Source organism: Streptomyces sp. NPDC001513, from assembly GCF_042894695.1.
Classification (GTDB): domain Bacteria; phylum Actinomycetota; class Actinomycetes; order Streptomycetales; family Streptomycetaceae; genus Streptomyces.
Genome location: NZ_JBIAVU010000003.1, coordinates 23113 through 44707, shown reverse-complemented (window position 1 = coordinate 44707; position 21595 = coordinate 23113). Strand labels below are relative to the sequence as shown.

The 21595-nt window shown below is 72.6% G+C and carries 18 protein-coding genes; 12 read left to right on the top strand and 6 right to left on the bottom strand.

All coding sequences use genetic code 11. The features are described from left to right. The first annotated feature begins 56 nt into the window (after positions 1-56). The 4 genes from ACFYZ4_RS06785 to ACFYZ4_RS06770 all read left to right on the top strand — a co-directional run bounded on the left by ACFYZ4_RS06785 (position 57) and on the right by ACFYZ4_RS06770 (position 5835). The gene (locus ACFYZ4_RS06785) at positions 57-584 is read left to right on the top strand and encodes a hypothetical protein (RefSeq protein WP_390783277.1); all 528 of its coding nucleotides are present in this window, start codon (positions 57-59) and stop codon (positions 582-584) included. A gap of 264 nt (positions 585-848) precedes the next feature. Then, the gene (locus tag ACFYZ4_RS06780) at positions 849-2489 is read left to right on the top strand and encodes a multicopper oxidase family protein (RefSeq protein ID WP_390783276.1); all 1641 of its coding nucleotides are present in this window, start codon (positions 849-851) and stop codon (positions 2487-2489) included. A gap of 138 nt (positions 2490-2627) precedes the next feature. Continuing rightward, positions 2628-4016 (top strand): DUF4352 domain-containing protein, encoded by a 1389-nt coding sequence (locus tag ACFYZ4_RS06775; RefSeq protein WP_390783275.1) that lies wholly within the window; start codon positions 2628-2630, stop codon positions 4014-4016. Positions 4017-4080: 64 nt separating this feature from the next. Next, positions 4081-5835 carry an NAD+ synthase gene (locus ACFYZ4_RS06770; RefSeq protein WP_351291504.1) on the top strand — a complete coding sequence of 585 codons (1755 nt, stop codon included), beginning with the start codon at positions 4081-4083 and terminating at the stop codon, positions 5833-5835. A gap of 12 nt (positions 5836-5847) precedes the next feature. On the opposite strand, the gene ACFYZ4_RS06765 is transcribed toward ACFYZ4_RS06770, so the two are convergent. Beyond that, positions 5848-6876 (bottom strand): endonuclease/exonuclease/phosphatase family protein, encoded by a 1029-nt coding sequence (locus tag ACFYZ4_RS06765; RefSeq protein ID WP_351291502.1) that lies wholly within the window; start codon positions 6874-6876, stop codon positions 5848-5850. Between the two features lie 286 nt (positions 6877-7162). Between ACFYZ4_RS06765 and panB the strand changes: the two genes are divergently transcribed. The 3 genes from panB (at position 7163) to ACFYZ4_RS06750 (ending at position 10081) form a co-directional block, all read left to right on the top strand. After that, positions 7163-8032: a 3-methyl-2-oxobutanoate hydroxymethyltransferase gene (gene panB, locus ACFYZ4_RS06760; protein ID WP_351291500.1), complete on the top strand. Its 870-nt coding sequence runs from the start codon at positions 7163-7165 to the stop codon at positions 8030-8032. A 178-nt stretch (positions 8033-8210) separates the two neighbouring features. After that, complete coding sequence (locus ACFYZ4_RS06755; RefSeq protein ID WP_384348871.1) at positions 8211-9233, top strand: ATP-binding cassette domain-containing protein; 1023 nt, start codon at positions 8211-8213, stop codon at positions 9231-9233. Further along, positions 9230-10081: an ABC transporter permease gene (locus ACFYZ4_RS06750; RefSeq protein WP_390783274.1), complete on the top strand. Its 852-nt coding sequence runs from the start codon at positions 9230-9232 to the stop codon at positions 10079-10081. The genes ACFYZ4_RS06755 and ACFYZ4_RS06750 overlap by 4 nt, the downstream gene beginning before the upstream one ends. 57 nt (positions 10082-10138) lie before the next feature. On the opposite strand, the gene ACFYZ4_RS06745 is transcribed toward ACFYZ4_RS06750, so the two are convergent. Then, positions 10139-13591, bottom strand: coding sequence for a BTAD domain-containing putative transcriptional regulator (locus tag ACFYZ4_RS06745; RefSeq protein WP_390783273.1), 3453 nt, complete (start codon positions 13589-13591; stop codon positions 10139-10141). A gap of 73 nt (positions 13592-13664) precedes the next feature. Here ACFYZ4_RS06745 and ACFYZ4_RS06740 point away from each other — a divergent pair, with 73 nt between their 5' ends. After that, entirely contained in the window at positions 13665-14459 is a 795-nt protein-coding gene (locus ACFYZ4_RS06740) for a site-2 protease family protein (RefSeq protein ID WP_390783272.1), read from the top strand. 12 nt (positions 14460-14471) lie between these two features. On the opposite strand, the gene ACFYZ4_RS06735 is transcribed toward ACFYZ4_RS06740, so the two are convergent. Next, positions 14472-14654 (bottom strand): hypothetical protein, encoded by a 183-nt coding sequence (locus tag ACFYZ4_RS06735; protein ID WP_390783271.1) that lies wholly within the window; start codon positions 14652-14654, stop codon positions 14472-14474. Between the two features lie 240 nt (positions 14655-14894). Here ACFYZ4_RS06735 and ACFYZ4_RS06730 point away from each other — a divergent pair, with 240 nt between their 5' ends. Next, positions 14895-16973, top strand: coding sequence for a TerD family protein (locus ACFYZ4_RS06730; RefSeq protein ID WP_390783270.1), 2079 nt, complete (start codon positions 14895-14897; stop codon positions 16971-16973). Between the two features lie 91 nt (positions 16974-17064). On the opposite strand, the gene npdG is transcribed toward ACFYZ4_RS06730, so the two are convergent. Further along, positions 17065-17769: an NADPH-dependent F420 reductase gene (gene npdG / locus ACFYZ4_RS06725; RefSeq protein WP_351300985.1), complete on the bottom strand. Its 705-nt coding sequence runs from the start codon at positions 17767-17769 to the stop codon at positions 17065-17067. A 95-nt stretch (positions 17770-17864) separates the two neighbouring features. Here npdG and ACFYZ4_RS06720 point away from each other — a divergent pair, with 95 nt between their 5' ends. Then, on the top strand, positions 17865-18470 hold the full coding sequence (locus ACFYZ4_RS06720) for a hypothetical protein (RefSeq protein WP_390783269.1): 606 nt from the start codon (positions 17865-17867) through the stop codon (positions 18468-18470). 32 nt (positions 18471-18502) lie between these two features. Here the strand turns inward: ACFYZ4_RS06720 and ACFYZ4_RS06715 are convergent, their stop codons facing one another. Next, positions 18503-18739 (bottom strand): hypothetical protein, encoded by a 237-nt coding sequence (locus tag ACFYZ4_RS06715; protein WP_351300991.1) that lies wholly within the window; start codon positions 18737-18739, stop codon positions 18503-18505. 72 nt (positions 18740-18811) lie between these two features. On the opposite strand from ACFYZ4_RS06715, the gene map reads away from it, so the two are divergent. Further along, positions 18812-19669: a type I methionyl aminopeptidase gene (gene map, locus ACFYZ4_RS06710; protein WP_351300994.1), complete on the top strand. Its 858-nt coding sequence runs from the start codon at positions 18812-18814 to the stop codon at positions 19667-19669. A 139-nt stretch (positions 19670-19808) separates the two neighbouring features. Next, positions 19809-20456 carry a biliverdin-producing heme oxygenase gene (locus ACFYZ4_RS06705; protein WP_351300997.1) on the top strand — a complete coding sequence of 216 codons (648 nt, stop codon included), beginning with the start codon at positions 19809-19811 and terminating at the stop codon, positions 20454-20456. Positions 20457-20481: 25 nt separating this feature from the next. Here ACFYZ4_RS06705 and ACFYZ4_RS06700 read toward each other — a convergent pair whose 3' ends face one another. Continuing rightward, positions 20482-21594 carry a hypothetical protein gene (locus ACFYZ4_RS06700; protein ID WP_390783268.1) on the bottom strand — a complete coding sequence of 371 codons (1113 nt, stop codon included), beginning with the start codon at positions 21592-21594 and terminating at the stop codon, positions 20482-20484. Between the last annotated feature and the right edge of the window lies 1 nt (position 21595).

The window sequence follows — 21595 nt, the reverse complement described above, 5'->3', positions numbered from 1 at the left end:
GCAGACCCGGGGGTCGGTCCTATGATCGGATACCCACCCCGGGTAGGGTTCCGGCCATGACGCGCAGTGCCGAGCGAGCCGCCCCAGGACCCCGGTTGCTGCTGCTCGCCGCGCTGTTGCTGGGCATCGTCACCATGCACACCCTCGGCCATCCGGCTGACTCCCATGCCATGGAGGACGTGTCCGCGGCCCACTCCGTTGCCTCGGCCGGGTCATCCGGCACGGCCGCGGACCGTGGCGCGCACCACATTCCGGCGCCCCCGCCGACGGCGCCGGACCGCAGGCAGGACCCCCTGCCGGCCCTCGAACCGGCGGCGGAACCGGCCGTGGAAGCGGCCATGGGACCGGCCGCGGGCGCGGCGCAGACCGCCGGGACGCAGTGGCCCGGCACCGGCATGGACCCCATGTCCGTCTGCTCCGCCGTGCTCGCGGGGCTCGTCCTGCTGTACCTCGGCGCCGGACCGGCCGGCTTCCGCGACACCGCGCCGCTCGGGGGCGCGGCCCGCATACCGGGCCGGTCCGGTGGCCCGGATCCGCCCTCGCCCCGTGAGCTCCTCACCCGGCTGGCGGTCCTGCGGGTATAGGCCCGGCCCCGGCCGTCGCCTCCGCATGCCCGCATGCCCGCCCGTACGCCCATACGTCCGTACGTCAATACGTCCGTACGTCAATACGTCCGTACGTCCGCGCGTTCGCACGCCCGGCATGCCCTCGTGCCCGTACCCGGGGGCACCCGCACGTCCGCGGTGCCCCACTCCCCGTACGCCGGCATGTCCGTACCCCCGTACGCCCGCGAGGCGGCGCCGAACCGCGCCCATGAATCCGTACCACCAGACCCACGAGGTGCTCCCATGCGCTCTCTTCCCACCCGTCGCGCCGTGCTCGGCGCATCCGCGGCCCTCGCCGGCTCCGGACTGCTCGCCGCCTGCTCCGGCTCCTCCTCCCGCTCCTCGGGCACGGACCACGGCTCCATGAACCACGGCGGCTCCGCCGCCGACGGCCCCGAGGGGTACGTGGACCCGGCCGGACCCGAGGTCCGCGCCGCCGAGGCGGCCCGCAAGGCCACCGGCCCGCTCACCGAGGTCAAGGTCACCGCCACGGCCACCCCGCTCGACCTCGGCGCCGGGCGGACCGTCCGCTCCTGGGCGTACGGGGACAGGCTGCCTGGCCAGGAGATCCGGGCCACCGCCGGCGGCACCCTCTCCCTCACCCTGGCCAACAACCTCCCCGAGGCCACCTCCCTGCACTGGCACGGCCTCGCGCTGCGCAACGACATGGACGGGGTCCCGGGGCTGACCCAACGGGACATCGCCCCGGGCGGATCCTTCACGTACAAGTTCGCCGTCGCCCAGCCGGGGACGTACTGGTTCCACCCCCACACCGGGGTCCAGCAGGACCGCGGCCTCTACGCCCCGCTCATCATCGAGGACCCGAAGGAGCCCCTCTCCTACGACAAGGAGTGGGTGGTGGTCCTGGACGACTGGATCGACGGAGTGGACGGCGCCACCCCGGACGCCGTCCTCGCCGAGCTCCGCAAGGGCATGAACGGGGACGGGAACAGGGGCGGGAGCGGGAGCGGAAGCGGGAACGGCGGAGGCCACGCCGGGCACGGCGCCCCCGCCACCCCGTCCGCACCGGGGGCCGCCGGCACGGGCGGCCGCTCCCACCTCCTCATGGGCGCCGACAGCGACATCCTCGGCAAGGACGCGGGCGACGTCGCCTACCCCTACTACCTGATCAACGGCCGGGTGGCGGAGGACCCGTCGGTCTTCACCGCCCGTCCCGGGGACCGGATCCGGCTGCGCATCATCAACGCCGGCGGGGACACCGCCTTCCGGATCGCCCTCGGCGGCCACGAGCTGACGGTCACCCACACCGACGGCTACCCGGTGGAGCACACGAAGGCGGGCTCACTGCTGCTGGGCATGGGCGAGCGGTACGACGTCCTGGTCACCGCCGAGGACGGGGTGTTCCCGCTCACCGCGCTGGCCGAGGGCAAGGGGCAGTCGGCGCTGGCGGTGCTGCGCACCGGGTCGGGTACGGCGCCCACGGCCGCGACCCGGCCGGCCGAACTGGACGCGTCGCCGCCGTCCGCGGACTCGTTCAGGGCCGCCGGTGCGGCCGTACTGGCCCCGCGCGAGCCGGACCGTACGGTGCAGATCCGCCTGACCGGCTCCATGACCCGGTACAACTGGGCCTTCGACGGCAAGCCGTACACACCGGACCAGCGGCACCCGGTGAAGGCGGGCGAGCGGGTCCGGCTGGAGTTCCGCAACGCGACGCCGATGTGGCACCCGCTGCACCTGCACGGCCACACCTTCGCGCTGGCCGGGGAGGGCGGCGGGGCGCGCAAGGACACCGCGATCGTCCTGCCGGGCGGCAGGCTGACGGCGGACTTCGACGCGGACAACCCCGGGCTGTGGATGGTCCATTGCCACAACGTCTACCACTCGGAGTCCGGAATGATGACGGTGCTGGGCTACCAGCTGTAGGCGGCGGCCGTACGGTCCCGGGCCGGCCCCTCGGCGGGCCGGCCCGGGACCGGGCCGGAATTCGGAGGGGCGCCGGCCCCGGTCATGGCACCCTTGCGGTGATCACAGCAGCCGCGACAAAAGGACGCCTCCGCCGGTATGAGCACCACGCCGAACCCGCCCAGCACCCCTCCCGGCTCCCCTGCGGAGCCGGCGGGCACCCCGATACCCGAGGCTGCCTCCATACCGGCGCCGTCCGCACCCGCACAGCCGCTGTCGCTCGACAAGACCCCGGCCACGGCAGCCCCGGAGACCCCGGCGCAGCCACTGTCGCTCGAAAAGGAAAGCCCGGCAGCCCCCGAGACCCCCGAGACCCCGGCCTACGCCGGAACTCCCGAGGCCCCGGCCCCTGCCGATGCGCCCCCGGCCCCGGCCCCCGTCGACGCACCCGTCACCCCGGCCCCGGCCCCCGTCGACGCACCCGTCACCCCGGCCCCGGTCCCCGTCGACGCGCCCGTCACCCCCGCCCCGGCCCCCACCCCCGTCCCCACCGACCCGTGGGCCACACCCGACCCCTCGGCTCCCAAGGCACCCGCGGCCCCGTCCGCCGCCCAGGCACCGGCCGCCCCGGGAGCCCCCGGCCCCTCGCCGTTCGCCCCGCCCGCCCCGGTTCCGGGCCCGCCGACCGTCCCCGGCGGACCGGCCCCCGCCTGGGGCGGGCCCGCCCCCGCGTGGGGACAGCCCGGATTCGGCGGGGTCCCGTACGCCGGTTACCCGCAGGGTCCCCCGACCACCAACGGCCTGGCCGTCGCCGCCGTGATCGTCGCCTCCTTCGCCGTCTTCGTCGGCCTCCTGCCCTTCTTCTTCTGGGTGGGCGCCCTGATGGCCGTCGTCGCCATCGGCCTCGGGATCGGCGGGATCGTCCGCGCCGGCAAGGGCGCCCCGAACAAGACGATGTCCGTCGTCGGCACCGTCCTCGGCGTGCTCGGCCTCGCCGCCTCCGGCGCGGGCCTCTACTTCACGGCCACCTTCCTCGACGACAGTTCCAGCCGCTACGAGCGGGGGATGGACATCGACGAGGACGAGCTGGACCTGGAGGGGCTCTACCCCAGCAGTAAGCCCTGGCCGTCCGCGTCCCCGTCGCCCTCCCAGGTCCCGGGCCTGACCAGCGCGGTGCCGTTCGGCGAGACCGTCACCTACCCGAACGGCCTCAAGGTGAGCCTCTCGACGCCGAAGAAGTACGTCACGAAGAACAAGTACTCCAAGGTGGGCAACGCGGTGGAGATGACGCTCACCATCACCAACGGCTCGTCCGACACGCACAACGTCATCTTCGCGATGCCCAACGTCCGCGACGAGAACGGGATGACCGCCAAGCTCGTCTTCGACGGCGACGTCCCGAAGATGATCAAGGGCGACATCCTGCCGGGCGAGTCGGCGAGCGGGGTCGTGGCCTTCGAGGTCCCGGAGGGCACCGAGCGCATCAGCGCCGACATCTCGCCCGGAATCCTGCTGCCCCACGCCAAGTTCAGCGGCTCGATCGGCTGACGCGAGCCCACCGGACGGCCGGGGCCCAGGACATCGCGTCAGAAAGACGATTAGACTGGGCCCCGTGCCTCAACTACGCCTCGCTCTGAATCAGATCGACTCGCATGTCGGCAACATCGCCGCCAACACCGACTCGGTCGTCCACTGGACCCGGCACTCCGCCGAGCAGGGTGCCCACCTGGTGGCGTTCCCGGAGATGATGCTGACCGGGTACCCCGTCGAGGACCTCGCCCTGCGGGGCTCCTTCGTCGAGGCCTCCCGCGCCGCGCTGCGCGAGCTCGCGCAGCGGCTGGCGGCCGAGGGCCTCGGCGAGTTGCCGGTGGTCGTCGGCTACCTCGACCGCACCGAGAAGGCCGTCCCCCGGCTGGGCAAGCCGGCCGGCTCCCCCGAGAACGCGGCGGCCGTGCTGCACCGCGGACAGGTCGTCCTGCGCTTCGCCAAGCACCACCTGCCCAACTACGGGGTGTTCGACGAGTTCCGGTACTTCGTGCCGGGCGACACCCAGCCGGTGATCCGGGTCCACGGCGTCGACGTGGCCCTGGCCATCTGTGAGGACCTCTGGCAGGAGGGCGGCCGGGTCCCGGCCACCCGCTCCGCCGGGGCCGGACTGCTGATCTCGGTCAACGCGTCCCCGTACGAGCGCAACAAGGACGACCTGCGCCTCGAACTGGTACGGAAGCGGGCCCAGGAGGCCGGCTGCACCCTCGCCTACCTGGCGATGATCGGCGGCCAGGACGAGCTGGTCTTCGACGGCGACTCGATCGTCGTCGACGCCGACGGCGAGGTCATCGCCCGCGCCCCGCAGTTCTCCGAGGGCTGCGTCCTGGTCGACCTCGACCTGCCCGCCGCGCGCGCCGACGCCCCCGAGGGCGTGGTGGACGACGGACTGCGCATCGACCGCGTGATCCTGTCCGAGGAGCCCGTGGAGGCGTACGAGCCCGTCGTCACCGGCGGATACGCCGACCGCCTCGACGACGACGAGGAGGTCTACGACGCGCTGGTCGTGGGCCTGCGCGCGTACGTCAAGAAGAACGGATTCCGCTCCGTCCTGATCGGGCTCTCCGGAGGCATCGACTCCGCGCTCGTCGCCGCCATCGCCTGCGACGCGATCGGCGCGCAGAACGTGTACGGCGTCTCAATGCCCTCGAAGTACTCCTCGGACCACTCCAAGGACGACGCGGCCGACCTGGCCGAGCGGACCGGCCTGAACTTCCGGACCGTGCCGATCGAGCCGATGTTCGACGCGTACATGGGCTCGCTCGGCCTCACCGGCCTGGCCGAGGAGAACCTCCAGTCCCGGCTGCGCGGCACCATGCTGATGGCGGTCTCCAACCAGGAGGGCCACATCGTGCTGGCCCCGGGCAACAAGTCGGAGCTGGCCGTCGGCTACTCCACGCTCTACGGCGACTCGGTGGGCGCGTACGGCCCGATCAAGGACGTCTACAAGACGGACGTCTTCCGGCTCGCGCAGTACCGCAACCGGGCCGCCGCCGAGCGCGGCGAGATCCCGCCGATCCCGGAGAACTCCCTCGTGAAGCCGCCGAGCGCCGAACTGCGCCCGGGCCAGGTGGACACGGACTCACTGCCGGACTATCCCGTGCTCGACGCGATCCTCGCCCTGTACGTGGACCGCGACCAGGGCATGGAGGCGATCGTGGAGGCCGGCTTCGACCGCGAGCTGGTCGCCAGGACCCTGCGGATGGTGGACACGGCGGAGTACAAGCGCCGCCAGTACCCGCCGGGCACGAAGATCTCCGCGAAGGGCTTCGGCAAGGACCGCCGGCTGCCCATCACGAACGGCTGGCGCGAGCAGGCGTAACCGCCACCCTCGTCAGGGCTTGACCGTGACCCGGGCGGCGACCGGAAGGTGGTCGCTGCCCGTGCGCGGCAGGGTCCAGGAGGCCTCCGGCCGGATCCCGCGGACCATGATCTGGTCGATCCGGGCCATCGGGAACTGCGCCGGCCAGCTGAAGCCGAAGCCGTCGCCCGCCGCGCCCTGGGTGGAGCGCATCTGCGAGGTGACCTCGGACAGGGCGCGGTCGTTCATGGTGCCGTTGAGGTCGCCGAGCAGGATGGCGTTCTTCAGCGGTTCGGCGGCGAGGGCCGCGCCCAGCGCGTCGGCGCTGTCGTCGCGCTGGTTCGCCGTGAAGCCGGCCTTCAGCTTGACCCGGACCGAGGGCAGGTGCGCGACGAACGCCGCGACCTTCCCGTGCGGGGTGTCGACGGTGGCGCGCATGGCCCGGGTCCAGCCCATCCTGATGTCGACGGGCGCGCTCGCGCTCAGCGGGTACTTGCTCCAGAGGCCGACCGTGCCCTCGACCGAGTGGTACTTGTACGTGCCCGCGAGGGCCTTCTCGTAGACGGGGACGGCGCTGCCCTTGAGCTCGGTGAGGGCCAGGATGTCGGCTCCGGACCTGGCGACGGACTCGGCGGTGCCGCGCGGGTCGGGGTTGTCGGCGTCGACGTTGTGGGTGGCGACCACGAGGTTGCCGCCGGAGCCGGACTTGTCGGTGACCAGCCCGCCGAAGAGGTTCACCCAGACCGCGCCGGTCAGCACGAGCGCGATGAGCGCGGTCGCGGACCTGCGGAAGATCGCGCCGGCCAGCAGGAGCGGGATGGCCAGGCCCAGCCAGGGCAGGAAGGTCTCGGTGAGGCTGCCGAGGTTGCCCACGTCGTTGGGCAGCTCCGCGTGGAAGATCATCACCAGCGCGATCAGCAGGGCGATCGCGGCGAGCACCCATCCGCGCCGCCAGATGCCGGGGTCCTTGCGCAGTTCGGCCAGTCGGCGCCGGAAGCGGGATCCGGAGGGCTCGGGCTCCGAGCCGCCGTTCCCCGATTCCGTCATGTACGCCTGTGCCATGCCACTGCCCTCACTGCCGTGCTCGCGCTCCGTCCCCGCCCCTTGACCCTAGGCGATGCACGGAGCCTTCCGTGTCGTACGTCACGACCCTCCGGCGCGGCCGTACGTCCGGGAGGACGAACGGCCGCGCGCACGGGGTTCCGCTTGTCACGAAACGCGCACATTGGATCCCGCGGGCCGGGTGTCTCCCACACCACTTCCGCCTTCGGCCCCGCGGATGCCACCATGGTGGGTGAGTCCGGGGACGCCGTGAGGGCGCCTCGAGATGACACAAGGAGCAGTTGCAATGACGCATGCCGTTTCGCCTGCCCGCGAACCCGCATCAGCGGCCTCCCCCACCCTGTACGGAGGCACGGGCACCCGGCGCATCACCGTCCGCGACCTGACGCTCGCCAAGGAACGCGGCGAGAAGTGGCCCATGCTCACCGCCTACGACGCCATGACCGCGTCCGTCTTCGACGAGTCCGGCATTCCGGTCATCCTCGTCGGCGACTCCATGGGCAATTGCCACCTCGGCTACGACTCCACCGTCCCGGTGACGATGGACCAGATGGCCATGCTCTCGGCGGCCGTCGTACGGGGCACGAGCCGCGCCCTGGTCATCGGCGACATGCCGTTCGGCTCGTACCAGGAAGGCGCCGTGCAGGCGCTGCGCAGTGCCACCCGTCTCGTGAAGGAGGCCGGGGTCGGAGCGGTGAAGCTGGAGGGCGGCGAGCGCTCGCTGGCCCAGACCGAGCTGATCGTGCAGTCCGGCATCCCCGTCATGTCCCACCTGGGCCTGACCCCGCAGTCCGTGAACGCGATGGGCTACCGGGTGCAGGGCCGCGGCGACGAGGCCGCGCACCGGCTGCTGCGCGACGCGAAGGCGGCGCAGGACGCGGGCGCCTTCGCGGTGGTGCTGGAGCTCGTCCCGGCCGAGCTGGCCGCCGAGGTCACCCGGTCCCTGCACATCCCGACGGTCGGCATCGGCGCGGGCTCGGAGTGCGACGCGCAGGTGCTGGTGTGGACCGACATGATGGGCCTGACCGGCGGGAAGCTGCCGCGGTTCGTGAAGCAGTACGCGAACCTCCGCGCGACCATGGGCGACGCGGCGAAGGCCTTCGCCGAGGACGTGATCGGCGGAACGTTCCCGCAGGCGGAGCACGCCTTCCACTGATCAGGTGAACGGCTGCGACGGCCCGCCGGCGACCCTTCGCCGGCGGGCCGTCGCGTGTCCGGCGGCGGTCCACCGCCGGTGCGCCGCCGGTCCGCCGCCGGTCCGCCGCCGGGGCGTCGACTGCTTGTCGGCGGGCTGTCGGTCGGCTGTCGGTGCTTTGTCAGTGGCGGATGGTCCCATGGTGGACATGACGCGAAACGACAAGAAGCCCAACGCCGTGGAGGTACGGGGGCTGGTCAAGCACTACGGCGAGACCAAAGCACTCGACGGCGTGGACCTGGACGTCCGGGAGGGCACGGTCCTCGGGGTCCTCGGCCCCAACGGCGCCGGCAAGACCACCCTCGTCCGCTGCCTCTCCACCCTGGTCGTGCCCGACGCCGGCACGGCCGTCGTCGCCGGGTTCGACGTGGTCCGCCAGCCCCGGCAGCTGCGCCGCACCATCGGCCTCACCGGCCAGTACGCCTCGGTCGACGAGAAGCTCTCCGGCTGGGAGAACCTCTACATGATCGGGCGGCTGCTCGATCTCTCCCGCAAGGACGCCCGCCGCCGCGCGGACGAGATGCTGGAGCGGTTCTCCCTCACCGAGGCGGCCAAGAAGGCGGCCATGAACTACTCCGGCGGCATGCGCCGCCGGCTCGACCTCGCCGCCTCCCTGATCGGCAACCCGGCCGTGCTCTACCTGGACGAGCCGACCACCGGTCTCGACCCGCGCACCCGCAACGAGGTGTGGGACGAGGTCCAGCGGCTGGTCGCCGAGGGCGCCACCGTGCTGCTCACCACCCAGTACATGGAGGAGGCCGAGCAGCTCGCAAGCGAGCTGACGGTCATCGACCGCGGCAAGGTCATCGCCAACGGCAAGGTCGACGAGCTGAAGGCCCGCGTCGGCGGCCGCACCCTGAAGATCCGCCCCGTCGCCTCCGCCGACCTGCCGGGCATGGCCCGCGCGCTGGCCGAGGCCGGACTGGACGGCGTGGCCGGCTCCCAGGCCGTGCCGGACGAGGGCGTACTGCTGGTCCCGATCCTGAGCGACGAGCAGCTGACCGCCGTGGTCGGCCTGCTGGCCTCCCGCGGGTACGCGATCGCCGACCTCGGCACCTACCTGCCCAGCCTCGACGAGGTGTTCCTGGCCATCACCGGCCAGAAGCCCACGCTCCTCGAGGACTCCGTCCCCACCGAGAAGACCGAGGAGGTCGCGGCATGAGCACCGTAACCACGACGAAGCCCGCGCCCACCGCGCCCGGTCCGGCCTCGGTGGCCGCGCACGCCGGCGAGGGCCGGATCGGCCTGCGGGCCAATCTGCGGCACATCGGCGCCCTGGTGCGCCGCAACGCCCTCCAGATCAAGCAGGACCCCGAGTCGATGTTCGACGTCCTGTTCATGCCGATCATCTTCACGCTGCTGTTCGTGTTCGTGTTCGGCGGCGCCGTCTCCGGCAAGGGCAACCAGGGCGAGTACGTCAGCTACCTGGTCCCGGGCCTGATGGCCATGATGGGCATGAACATCGCCATGGCGGTGGGCACCGGGGTCAACGACGACTTCAAGAAGGGCGTGATGGACCGCTTCCGGTCCATGCCGATCGCCCGGTCGTCCGTCCTCCTCGCCAAGATCGTCGTCGAGATCGGCCGGATGCTGATCGCGATCTCGATCCTGCTCTGCGTCGGCTTCATCCTCGGCCTGTCGATCGACGGCTCGGTCCTGGACCTGTTCGCCGCCATCGGTCTGTCGGTCGTCTTCGGCGCCTCGCTGATGTGGATCTTCATCCTGCTGGGTCTGACCATGAAGACCGCGCAGGCCGTCCAGGGCATGGCGATGCTGGTGCTGATGCCGCTGCAGTTCGGCAGCTCGATCTTCGCCATGCCGTCCACCATGCCCGGCTGGCTGCAGGCCTTCACGGACTACAACCCGCTGTCCAACCTGGCGGACGCCGCCCGTGCCCTGATCAACGGCACTCCGGTCGGCGACTCGGTGTGGATGACGCTGGCCTGGTCGATCGCCATCACGGCGGTCACCATGCCGCTCGCGGTGCGCAAGTTCCGCCAGAAGACCTGACCCGCGGGCCGGTCCATTCCGGATCGCGTCCCGGACGGGCACCGGCCGGGGGCCGGGTCAGATGAGGGCGGTGGCCTCCTCCATGGTGAGGCCGCCGCCTTCGGCGTACGCCTTCTCGAAGGCCGCGTCGCCGAGCGCCGCCCGCGCGAGCTCCTCGACGAGGGCGCTGTCCTCCCGTTCCGTGGTGATCGGGAAGTGCCCGGGCGGCAGGTGCGTGCGGTAGGCGCCGAGCAGCCGGACGGCGTCGTACGCGCCTCGCGGACCGCCGAGCGAGACGAGGGAGACGGCCCCGGTCAGCAGGTACACGGCGGGCAGCTGCGGGGCGACCATCATCACGAGCGGGTCCCGGACCCTGTTCGTGGCCTCGCGGATCTGCACGAGCGCCTCCGCGTACTCGCCCTCCCGGTTGTCCAGCCAGGCGATCGTGGCGAGGAGGAACACGTCGAAGACGGCGTACGCACCGAGCGCGAAGTCCTCGCGCAGCGCCTGGATCTGGGCCCGGGCCTCGGTGATCCGGCCGGTGCGGCCGAGGAGGTTCGCGAGGAACATCCGGGCGGCGGGCATCGCCTCGTTGCCGTACCCCTGCCACCTCGCCGTGATCTCGGTGAGGATCGCCTCGGCCTCCTCGGCCTCCCCGTTCTCGATCAGCGTCCCTGCCATCCGTACGCGCAACACCGTCACCTGGGCCTTGGCGCCCAGGCGTTCGGCGTGCTCGATGGCCGCCCGGAAGTCCTCGGCGGCCAGCGCGTACATGCCGCGCTTCTCCCGGGATTCGGCGCGCGCGGACAGCGCCTCGGCGCAGCCCCAGTCGTCGCCGAGCTCGCGGAAGAGGTCCAGGCTCTCCTCGGCGTCGCGGGCGGCGTCGCCGGCCCAGTCCGCCCGGTTGGCGAGGATGTTGGCGCGGAGCTGGAGGGCGGAGGCGAGCTCCCAGCGGTAGCCGAAGGAACGGGCGGTCTCGACGGTGTCGTCCACGACGCGCTGGAGCAGCCCGGGATCGCCCGCGATCATGACGGCGTAGATCCAGAGGAACGAAGGGGACCGGCAGGTCTGCGGCAGCCCGGGCCGGTAGGCGGCGATCACGCCGTCGATCTGGGCACGGACCTCGGGGGTGTCCCAGGTGTCGCTGTTCTGGTCGCGGGCGGCCAGCCGGATCAGCTGGATGCCGCGCCAGGCCTCGGTGAGCAGTTCGCCGGTGTACGGCGGGGGCGTGTCGACGATCCGCTGGTAGACGGGCTCGGCGGGGGCGGAGGGCTCGGCGAAGGGGTTGGGGCCGAGCGCGGCGGCCGCCGCGGACCAGTGCCGGGACTCGGTGGCCAGGTCGTGCATGTGCCAGTACCAGCCCAGGGAGTGGACGAGGCACAGCACCTCGTCGGCGTCGCGGGCGGCCACCGCACGGCGCAGGGCGGTGCGGATGTTCTCGTACTCGGTGACGAGCCGCTCGGTGGCGGCCCCCTGGCCGTGGCCGCGGAGCAGGGGCTCGTTGGTGCGGGCCAGTTCGCGGTAGTGGACGAGGTGGCGGCGCTCGGTGTGCTCGCGGTCGCCCTCGGCGGCGGCGAGGCGCTCGTCGGCGTACTCGGCGACGGTCTCCAGGAGGCGGTAGCGCATGGCGGAGCCGTCGGGTCCGGGGGCGGCGACGACGAGGGATTTGTCGACGAGGGAGCCGAGGACGTCGGCGGTGTCGTAGGACGGGTCGGCGCACACGGCCTCGGCGGACGCCAGGTCACAGCCGCCCGCGAACACGGACAGCCGGCGCAGCACCGTGCGTTCGGGCTCGTCGAGGAGGTCCCACGACCAGTCGACGACGGCCCGCAGGGTCTGCTGACGCGGCAGGACCGTACGGGCGCCGCTGGTCAGCAGCCGGAAACGGTCGTCGAGCCGGTCCGCGATCTGGCGCGGGGTGAGCAGCCGCAGCCGGGCCGCAGCCAGCTCGATCGCCAGCGGCAGCCCGTCCAGCCGCCGGCAGATCTCCGCGGCCGCGCCCGGATCGTCCTCCGTACGGAACCCCGGGCGCGCGGCGGCCCCCCGGTCGCCGAGCAGCCGCAACGCGACCGGATCGGGCAGCGGCTCCACCGGCCGCAACGACTCCCCCGGCACACCCAGCGGCTCCCGGCTCGTCGCCAGGATCTGCACGCCGGGGCAGCGCGCGAGCAGCTCCTCAGCCAGCTCGGCGGCGGCCCCGATCACGTGCTCGCAGTTGTCGAGCAGGATCAGGAGCCGCTGCCGTGCGCAGTGTTCGGCGAGCCGGTCGAGCGGGGCGCCCCCGGTCCGGTCGGTCAGGGCCCGCAGCTCCTCGGCGGCGGCTCCGCGCAGCTTGGTCTCCCGCGCACCGAGCGCGGCGAGCGCGGCCTCGGCGACGTCCTCCGGGTCGTCCACGGGGGCCAGCTCGACGAACCACACCCCGTCGGGCCAGCCGCCGCGTGCGTCGTGCGCCTCGGCGGCCTCCTGCGAGAGCCGCGTCTTGCCGGCCCCGCCGGGCCCGAGCAGCGTGACGAGCCGCGCCCGCGCGAGATCGTCCCCGATGACGCGGATGTCGTCCTCACGGCCGACGAAGGTGGTGAGCCGCGCCCGCAGGTTCCCCGCCGGGGCCGGATACGGGTTCGGGCCGGATCCGGCGGAACCCGCGGCGTGGACGGTGGCGCCGGGGCGCGGCGGGGCCGGGTGCCCGTCCGGGTGGGGCGGGGCCGGGTGCTCGTCCGGGTGGGAGCCGGCGGCGGAGCCCTGCTCGGGCCGGGCCGGCTGCGCGACGGGCCCGGCGTCGGCCGGGTGCGGGGCCGGGTGCGGGTGCGGGGCCGCCGCGGCCGGCGGGTTCAGGAGTTCGGTGTGCAGGGCGCGCAGGGCGGGGCCCGGGTCCGTGCCCAGCCGGGCCGCCAGGTCCCGGCGTACGGCGTCGTACGCGGCCAGCGCCTCCGACGGGCGGCCCGCGTCGCGCAGCGCCCGGATGCGCAGCGCCTGCAGCGGCTCGTCCAGCGGCTGCCGCGCGCACAGCGCGGTCAGTTCCGGCAGGACCTGCTCCGCCTGGCCCAGGGCCAGGGCCGCCGCGAGCCGGCCCCGGCGCGCGTCCGTCCGTACGGCCTCCCAGCGTGCGGATTCCGCGCCCGGGTCGGGCAGGTCGGCGAGGGCGGGTCCGCGCCACAGGGCGAGGGCCTCCTCGTACCGGGCGGCGGCCTCGGCCGGGTCCCGGGTCTCGGCCGCGGCCCGGGCGAGGCGCTCGAAGCGGTACAGGTCGACGTCCTCGCGGTCGGCGGCGAGCTGGTAGCCGCCCTCCGCGGAACGCACGGCCGCATGCCCGACGGCCCGCCGCAGCCGGGCGACCAGCGCCTGCAGGGCGGCCGGCGCGTCGGCCGGCGGGGCGCCGTCCCACACCTCGGCGACGAGCAGCGCGGTCGGCACCACCCGCCCCGGCCGGAGCGCGAGCGCGGTCAGGAGCGCCCGCAGGCGCGCTCCGCCGACGCCGACGGGGGTCCCGTCGTCGTGGATGGCCTGGGCGGTGCCGAGAATCGCGTAACGCACCGGCCCATTGTCCCCGGACCCCGGCCCGGCCCCGAACCGTTTTCCGCACCGCGCCCGGGATAGGTTTCCCGGCATGGGTCATCAGGGCGGCCGCGGCGAGCGGCGGATCAGTTCGGTATTCCTCGGCATCTTCGCCGTCATGGCCGTCACCGGCTGGGCCGTGTGGACCGGGTACTCGACGAGCACCGGGCTGGCGGTGTTCCTCTTCGTGACGTCGGCGTGGATCGTCTCCCTCTGCCTGCACGAGTACGCGCACGCCCGCACCGCCCTGCACAGCGGCGACCTGTCGGTGGGCGCCAAGGGCTACCTGACGCTGAATCCGCTGAAGTACACGCACGCGTTGCTCAGCATCGTGCTGCCGGTGCTGTTCGTGATCCTGGGCGGGCTGGGCCTGCCCGGCGGCGCCGTCTACATCGAGCGCGGCCGGATCCAGGGGCGCTGGAAGCACAGCCTCATCTCGGCGGCGGGCCCGCTCACGAACGTGGCGTTCGCCGTCATCTGCACGGCCCCGTTCTGGCTGGACGCCCTCGACGGGGTGCCGATGCCCTTCCGGTACGCGCTGGCCTTCCTGGCCCTGCTCCAGGTCTCGGCGGCGATCCTGAACTTCCTGCCGGTGCCGGGCCTCGACGGCTACGGGGTCATCGAGCCCTGGCTGTCGTACCGGGTGCGCCGCGAGGTGGAGCCGCTGGCGCCGTTCGGGCTGATCGCCGTGTTCGCGCTGCTGTGGATCCCGGAGGTCAACTTCTTCTTCTTCGGCGTGGTGCGCGACCTGCTGTCCGCACTCGGCGTGTCGGACCTGGAGACGGACTGCGGGCGCGCCCTCTACCGCTTCTGGCAGGACGCCGGCGACCTCTGCCAGGCCCGCTGACCGGCCGGCCGGCTACGAGGTCCGCGCGGCCTTCTCGGCCTTGGCCTTGCGCAGGTAGTACCAGGCCAGGTTGGACGTGAGGCCGGCGAGCAGCACCCAGATGATCCCGAGGAAGCTGCCCTCCACGAAGGCGACGACGGCCGCGGCCACCGCAAGAACGCAGACGACAACGGCGAAGACGGCAAGGCGGGGCATGGAAAGAGCTCCTCGGAAACACTGAAGGCAGTCGAGCCCCTCCAGTGTCCCCCATGCCCCGCAGTGCCGCCGTAAGGGCGGCGGCGAACCGCGGCCGGTCCATTTCCCCCTTTGCCTGACCTCCTGTGCTGCCCGGCGCTACGGTTCGCCGGTGACGCGCCGTATCGGGGGCGCGACAGAGCGAACATCCCGGCCCGCTCCGCCCGCGACGGACGACGCCGGCGAGTGGGGGGAACACACATGCAGGAGATCTCAAAGGGTGCGAACGTCAGCCTGACCGCCCTCAGCGAGGACGCCGGTTCCGTCGTCGTGAGTCTGGGCTGGACCAGCACCTCCGGAGCCGGCGATGCCGACGTCTCCGTACTGCTCCTGGACGAGCACGGCAAGGTCCGCAGCGAGAACGACTTCTACTTCTACAACCATCCCGCGGCCGCCGACGGCAGCGTGCAGCTCCTCGGGAAGACGCCCACCGACAGCGGGGACGAGGACCGCATCAGCGTGGACCTGACCGCCGTCGCGGAGGACGTCGCGCGGATCGTGGTGGCGGCCAGCCAGTACGGCGGCGCCCGTTTCGGGGACCTCGACGACCTGCGGATGACGGTCTCGGACCGGTCCGGCGAACCCCTCGTCGGATTCTCGATCGAGGGCGCGGGGGTGGAGACGGCCTTCATCTTCGGTGAGCTGTACCGCCGGGGCGACGAGTGGAAGTTCCGGGCCGTGGGGCAGGGGTACGAGACCGGCCTGGCCGGGCTGGCCACGGACTTCGGCATCATCGTCACCGAGGACGGCGACGAACCCCCGGTGTCCGAGGAACCGGTTGCCCCCGCGGCGGCGGGGGCGTCCGGGACCGGCGCACCGGTCCCGCCCGTCCCCTCTGCCGCGCCGGCCGATCGCACTCCTCCCGTCCCTCCCGTCCCTCCCGTCCCTCCCGTCCCTCCCGTCCCTCCCGTCGCTGCCGCGGAGCCGGCAGCCGCTGCCGCCGTGCCGGCCCAGACGCGCGGTCGCGGTCCGCGCACGACGAGGAAGAAGGTCACCCTGCCCAAGGTGGCCGGGAAGTCCCTCGCCGAGAACGACTCCTGGCAGACCGCGCGGCTGTTCCCGGTCCCGTCCCTCAAGAGCGACAAGGAGCGCGAAGTACGGGCGACCTCGGTCCTGTTGTCCGTCATGGCCCAGGTCCCCGAGCTGGGGCGGCGCCTCACCGCCGCGTTCGGCGCCCCGGCCGGCCGCATGCAGACCTTCACCGAGGTGCCCCTGCCGCACGGCGACTCCCCGAAGCGCCCCGACGGTGTGATCCGGGTGGAACGCGCGGGCAGGCTGTGGACGGCGCTGGTCGAGACGAAGACGAACGGCAACCCGCTCAAGGCCGAGCAGGTCCAGCAGTACATGGACATCGCCACCCGCCGCGGCTACGAGGCCGTGATCACGCTGTCCAACGACGTGGCCCTCGAAGGTGCGGCCATCGTCGACGTCAAGATCGACGGACGGCGCAAGCACAAGGTCAGCCTGTGGCACCTGTCGTGGGCCGAGGTGGCGCACCAGGCCCAGATGCTGATCCGCCACGAGGGTGTCGGCAACGCCGCCCACGCGTGGCTCCTCCAGGAGCTCCTGGAGTACCTGCAGCACGACAACTCGGGATGCCACGGCTTCCAGAACATGGGACCCGCCTGGGTGCCGGTGCGCAACGGCATCGACGACGAGACCATCGACCCCGCCGACGCCCGCGCCGTCGACGTCGTGGAGAGCTGGGAGCGCCTCATCCGGCAGGTCTGCCTGCGCCTCGGCGGGGAACTCGGGCAGAAGGCGCTGCCGGTGCAGCGGGCCCGGCGCGGCAGCGATCCGCGGGCCCGGCGGGTCGCGGCGGCCGGGAGGCTGTGCACGGAGGGCAGGCTCTCCGCGGAACTGCGGGTCGACGGGGCCGGCTCCGTCATCGCGGTCATCGCCGATCTGCGGACGGGGAAGATCCGCACGTCCGTCGACATCCCGGCCCCGGAGGGGGCGTATCCGCTGGCCACGGTGAAGCGGCTGATGCGGCTGCTGTCCGAGGCGCCGGCGGATCTGCACGTACAGAGCCTCGTGGAGGGGGAGAACGGGCCGCGCGGCACTCTGGAGCGCCTGCGCCCGGAACCGGGTGATCTGCTGCCCAGGGACGGGGCCCTGCCCAGCGGGTTCCGGCTGTCGCTGATCAAGGGAATGGGCAACAGTCGCGGCAATACCGAGTCCGGCTTCATCCGCAGCGTGGACGATGCCGTCGCACGCTTCCACCACGGTGTGGTGGCCCACCTGGGGGCCGTCGAGGCGCGCCCCGGCCGGCGGGGGTGAGCGCGGGGCATGCCCGACGGTCCGGCCCGAGGAGGACCGCTCCGCCGTGCATGCCCCGGCAACGGGCGTCCGTGCCCGTGGAACGCGCTGCTCAGACGTCCGTGATGCGCAGGCCTGCGTGGGCCTTGTAGCGGCGGTTGGTGGAGATGAGGTTGGCGACCAGGGATTCGACCTGGTGGGCGTTGCGGAGGCGGCCGGCGAAGACGCCGCGCATGCCGGGGATGCGGGCGGCGAGGGCCTGCACGAGGTCGGTGTCGGCGCGGGCTTCGCCGAGGACCATCACGTCGGTGTCGATCTCGTCGATCGACTCGTCCTGGAGGAGGACCGCCGAGAGGTGGTGGAAGGCCGCCGTGACGCGGGAGTCGGGGAGCAGGGCGGCGGCCTGCTGGGCGGCGCTGCCCTCTTCGACCCGGAGGGCGTAGGCGCCCTGCTTGTCGAAGCCCAGCGGGTTGACGCAGTCCACGACGAGCTTGCCCGCGAGGTCCTCGCGCAGGGCTTCGAGGGTCTTGGCGTGGCCCTCCCACGGCACCGCGATGATCACGATGTCGCTGCGGCGCGCGCACTCGGCGTTGTCCGCGCCCTCCACGCCGAGGCCGAGTTCTTCGGCGGCGGTCCGGGCGCGGTCGGCGGCGCGGGAGCCGATGATCACTTTCTGGCCGGCCCGGGCGAGCCGGTAGGCGAGGCCGCGGCCCTGGTCGCCGGTGCCGCCGAGGACGCCGACGACGAGGCCGGATACGTCCGGCAGCTCCCACGGGTCCTTGACCGGCGGCTTCTGCGTGCTGTCTGAGGAAGTCATGGGGGCGAGAGTACTGCCGGGTAGCCCACAGTCGAAGAGGAGGGAACGCTCCCGTACTGCTCCCCTATGTCCCTTCCATGCGGCAGGATGCCGATATGGATGCCGTGAGGGTCGCGCTGCTGCGCGAGGTGCTCGCCGGTACGCAGTGGCCGGGGGCCGCCCGGCGCTTCGCCGGCTCGCTGCGCCGGTCCGTCGTACCGGCCGGCGGGAACCTGCTGCTGGTGGGGACGGAGGGCTACGAGCCCTGGCACCTGGCGGCGCACCTGGTGGACGAGGCCGCCTGGTCGGGGCTGCCGGAGCTGGCGCCCACGCTCGTACGCCACCGGGTGCGGCCCGGGGAGCCGCCGCACCTGTCGGTGGGGCTGGGCAGGCTCGCGGCGGCCCGGCGCGGGCACACGCTGCTGGTCGTGGCGCCCGGGGAGCCCGGCGAGGCGCTGCTGGAGCGCGTTCACGAGGTCCGGCGCGCGGGGGCGACCGTACTGTCCCTGGACGGCGGGGATCCGGAACTGGGCACGCTCGCGCACGAGGTGCTGTCCGTGCCGGAGGACGGCGCCGAACTGGATCTGGACACCGTGCAGCACCTGGTCAGCGCGGCGGCCGGGGAGAACGGCCTGCCGGCGCAGCGCGGGTCGCGCAGCTTCCGGGACCGGCTGGCGCGGCTGGCCGACCAGCTGACCGCGCCGCCGCCCAGCCGCTGGTAGCCGCGGTCGCAGCCGCCACGGCGCCGTGACCGCTACGAGGGCGTGCCCTCTTCTTCCTCGCGGGTCTTGTCGTTCCACTTGGGGTCGTTCTGCCATTCGAGGTTGCGTTCCTGCGCCGTCTCCATGGCGTGGCTCGCCGCCTCGGGCGTCTCGTACGGGCCGAAACGGTCCTTCGCCGGGCACTCGGGGCCTTCTTCGACCTTGTTGTGGACCAGGCAGTAGTACCACTCGCCCGGTTTGCCCACCTGGCGCTTCTTGAACAGGGCCATCGTTGTCGGGCTCCTCTCGTTACCGCTCTCTGCCGCCATGCTGCCCCATCCCCGCTGGATACACTCGCTTGCATGTCTGGCCAGTCGCTGCTCGTACCAGGCGAGCTTTCTCCCGTCCGTTCCGTTCCCGGAAACATCCGCCGGCCCGAGTACGTGGGCAAGCCCGCGCCCACTCCGTACACCGGACCGGAGGTGCAGACGGCCGAGACCATCGAGGCCATGCGCATCGCCGGCCGGATCGCCGCCCAGGCGATGGAAGAGGCCGCCAAGCTGATCGCGCCGGGGGTGACCACCGACGAGCTCGACAAGGTCGCCCATGACTACATGTGCGACCACGGCGCCTACCCGTCGACGCTCGGCTACCGCGGCTTCCCGAAGTCGCTGTGCTCCTCCGTCAACGAGGTCATCTGTCACGGCATCCCGGACTCCACCGTCCTGCGCGACGGGGACATCGTGAACCTCGACGTGACCGCGTACATCGGCGGCGTGCACGGCGACAACAACGCCACCTACCTGTGCGGGGAGGTGGACGAGGAGTCGCGGCTGCTGGTGGAGCGCACCCGCGAGGCGCTGAACCGCGCCATCAAGGCCGTCAAGCCGGGCCGCCAGATCAACATCATCGGCCGGGTCATCGAGTCGTACGCGAAGCGCTTCGGCTACGGCGTGGTCCGGGACTTCACGGGCCACGGCATCAACTCCTCCTTCCACTCCGGCCTGATCATTCCGCACTACGACAGCCCGCACGCCACCACCGTCATCGAGCCCGGGATGACCTTCACCATCGAGCCGATGCTGACCCTGGGCACGCACGAGTACGACATGTGGGCGGACGGCTGGACGGTCGTCACGAAGGACCGCAAGCGGACCGCGCAGTTCGAGCACACCCTGGTGGTGACGGACTCGGGGGCGGAGATCCTGACCCTGCCGTAGCGGAACCCGGCCGGATCGCCGGGGCGGATTTTTTTACCGACAAGACGTCGGGAACACATTGACTTAGGCAAGCCTAAGTAGGAGTATCGGGCGTGGCGGCACTGCCGCCACGCCTGTTTCCTCTTCCTGGAGGTCCGCCTTGGACGCCTTCTCTACGGTCATCCGCGTCGCGTCGCATGAGCAGCACACCGAGGCCGAGACGTCGACCTTCATGAGCGACCTGCTCGGCGGACGGCTCGGCGTGGACGCGTACACGCGCTACACCGAACAGCTGTGGTTCGTGTACCGGGCCCTGGAGGACGCGGCCGAGGCCCTCCGGAACGACCCCGTGGCCGGCCCGTTCATCCAGCCCGAGCTGATGCGCGTCGCCGAGATCGAACGCGACCTCGCCCACCTGCTGGGCCCGGACTGGCAGCAGAACGTGGTGGCGCTGCCCGCGACGCAGGCGTACGCCGCCCGCGTCGCCGAGTGCGCCGCCGAGTGGCCCGGCGGGTACGTCGCCCACCACTACACCCGCTACCTGGGCGACCTCTCCGGCGGCCAGATCATCCGCGACAAGGCCGAGCGCACCTGGGGCTTCGAGCGCAAGGGCGACGGCGTCCGCTTCTACGTCTTCGCGGACATCTCCAACCCGGCTGCCTTCAAGCGGACCTACCGCGAGCTGCTGGACGCCATAGCCGCGGACGACCTGGAGAAGCAGCGCATCATCGACGAGTGCAAGCGCGCCTTCGACTTCAACGGCGCGGTCTTCCGCGAGCTGGGCGAGGAGTTCCGCCTCAGCGCGTAACCCCTCCGGGGGCCGGCCCCGCGGCTCAGCGGAGCCGGCGCACCGCCTGCGCCTCGGCCCGTTCCACCGACGCCCTGCCGTGTACGTGCACCAGGGCGAGGTGGAACAGGGCCGGGGCCACCGGCGCCCAGCGGTGGATCCGGTCGGGGCGCAGCAGGTACCGGGTCACCTCGGCCGAGCGGAAGGGGACGTACTCGACGGCCTGGTGCTCCCACCGGTCGGGCACTCCCCTGCTCATGCGCGTCCGGAGCTGCTCGCCCGTCAGGTCGTTCAGCCGGGCGTAGTAGTGGGCGCTCCAGGCGCGCTTGTCCACGTCCAGTACGAAGGCCAGCAGCGAGAGCGTGAACTCGTGCGGCTCCAGTGCCAGTTCCTCGCGCATGCCCCGGCGGGCGGCGGCGTGCACGTCGGGAGCGCCCCGCCCCGACGAGTCGATGTGCCGGGAGAGCCCTTCGTTGACGGAGGAGTTCCACACGCCCGGCGCCGTACGCACGCGCTCGCTGCGGTGGCTCACGACGAGCAGGTGGTCGGCGGTGACCACGGCGATGTTGACGCCGAAGCTGCACTGCAGGAAGGCCGGGGCGGCCAGCGGCTGTTCGGGGTCGAGATAGCGGGTCCGGGGCGTGCCCCCGTCCGCGAAGCGGCGGTCCAGCTGCTGGGCCGCGAGGAAGGTGTGGTAGTCCGTGGGCCGCAGCCGCAGGTGGATCTCCGCCTGCTCGTCGAGGGCGGTCCGCGAGACGTCGAGGGACTCGACGGCGTAGCGCGGGCCGTTCCACACCGGGACCCGGTCTCCCGTCTCGCGTGCCCGGTCCTCCTCGGCCGCGATCTGCTCCCGCCAGGCCGCCATCTCCGCCGGCAGTTCGACGTCGCCGTCCAGGACCTGGATGTGGACGGACTCGGGCGAGATCACCGCGTGCCCGTCCCCGTCGACGATGAGCGCGGAGGTGTGCAGGGGGCCGAGGGCGAAGGTGGACCAGGCGCCGCCCTGCTGATGCTCCCGGAAGGTGATGCTGCGCACCATGCCCGCCGACCGGCGACGGACCTTGAACCACGCGTCTTGCAGGCCTTGTTGGAACAGCGTCGCGAAGACCACCCCGAGGATGGCGCCCACCACTCCGTTGCCCACGTCTATTCCGCTCACG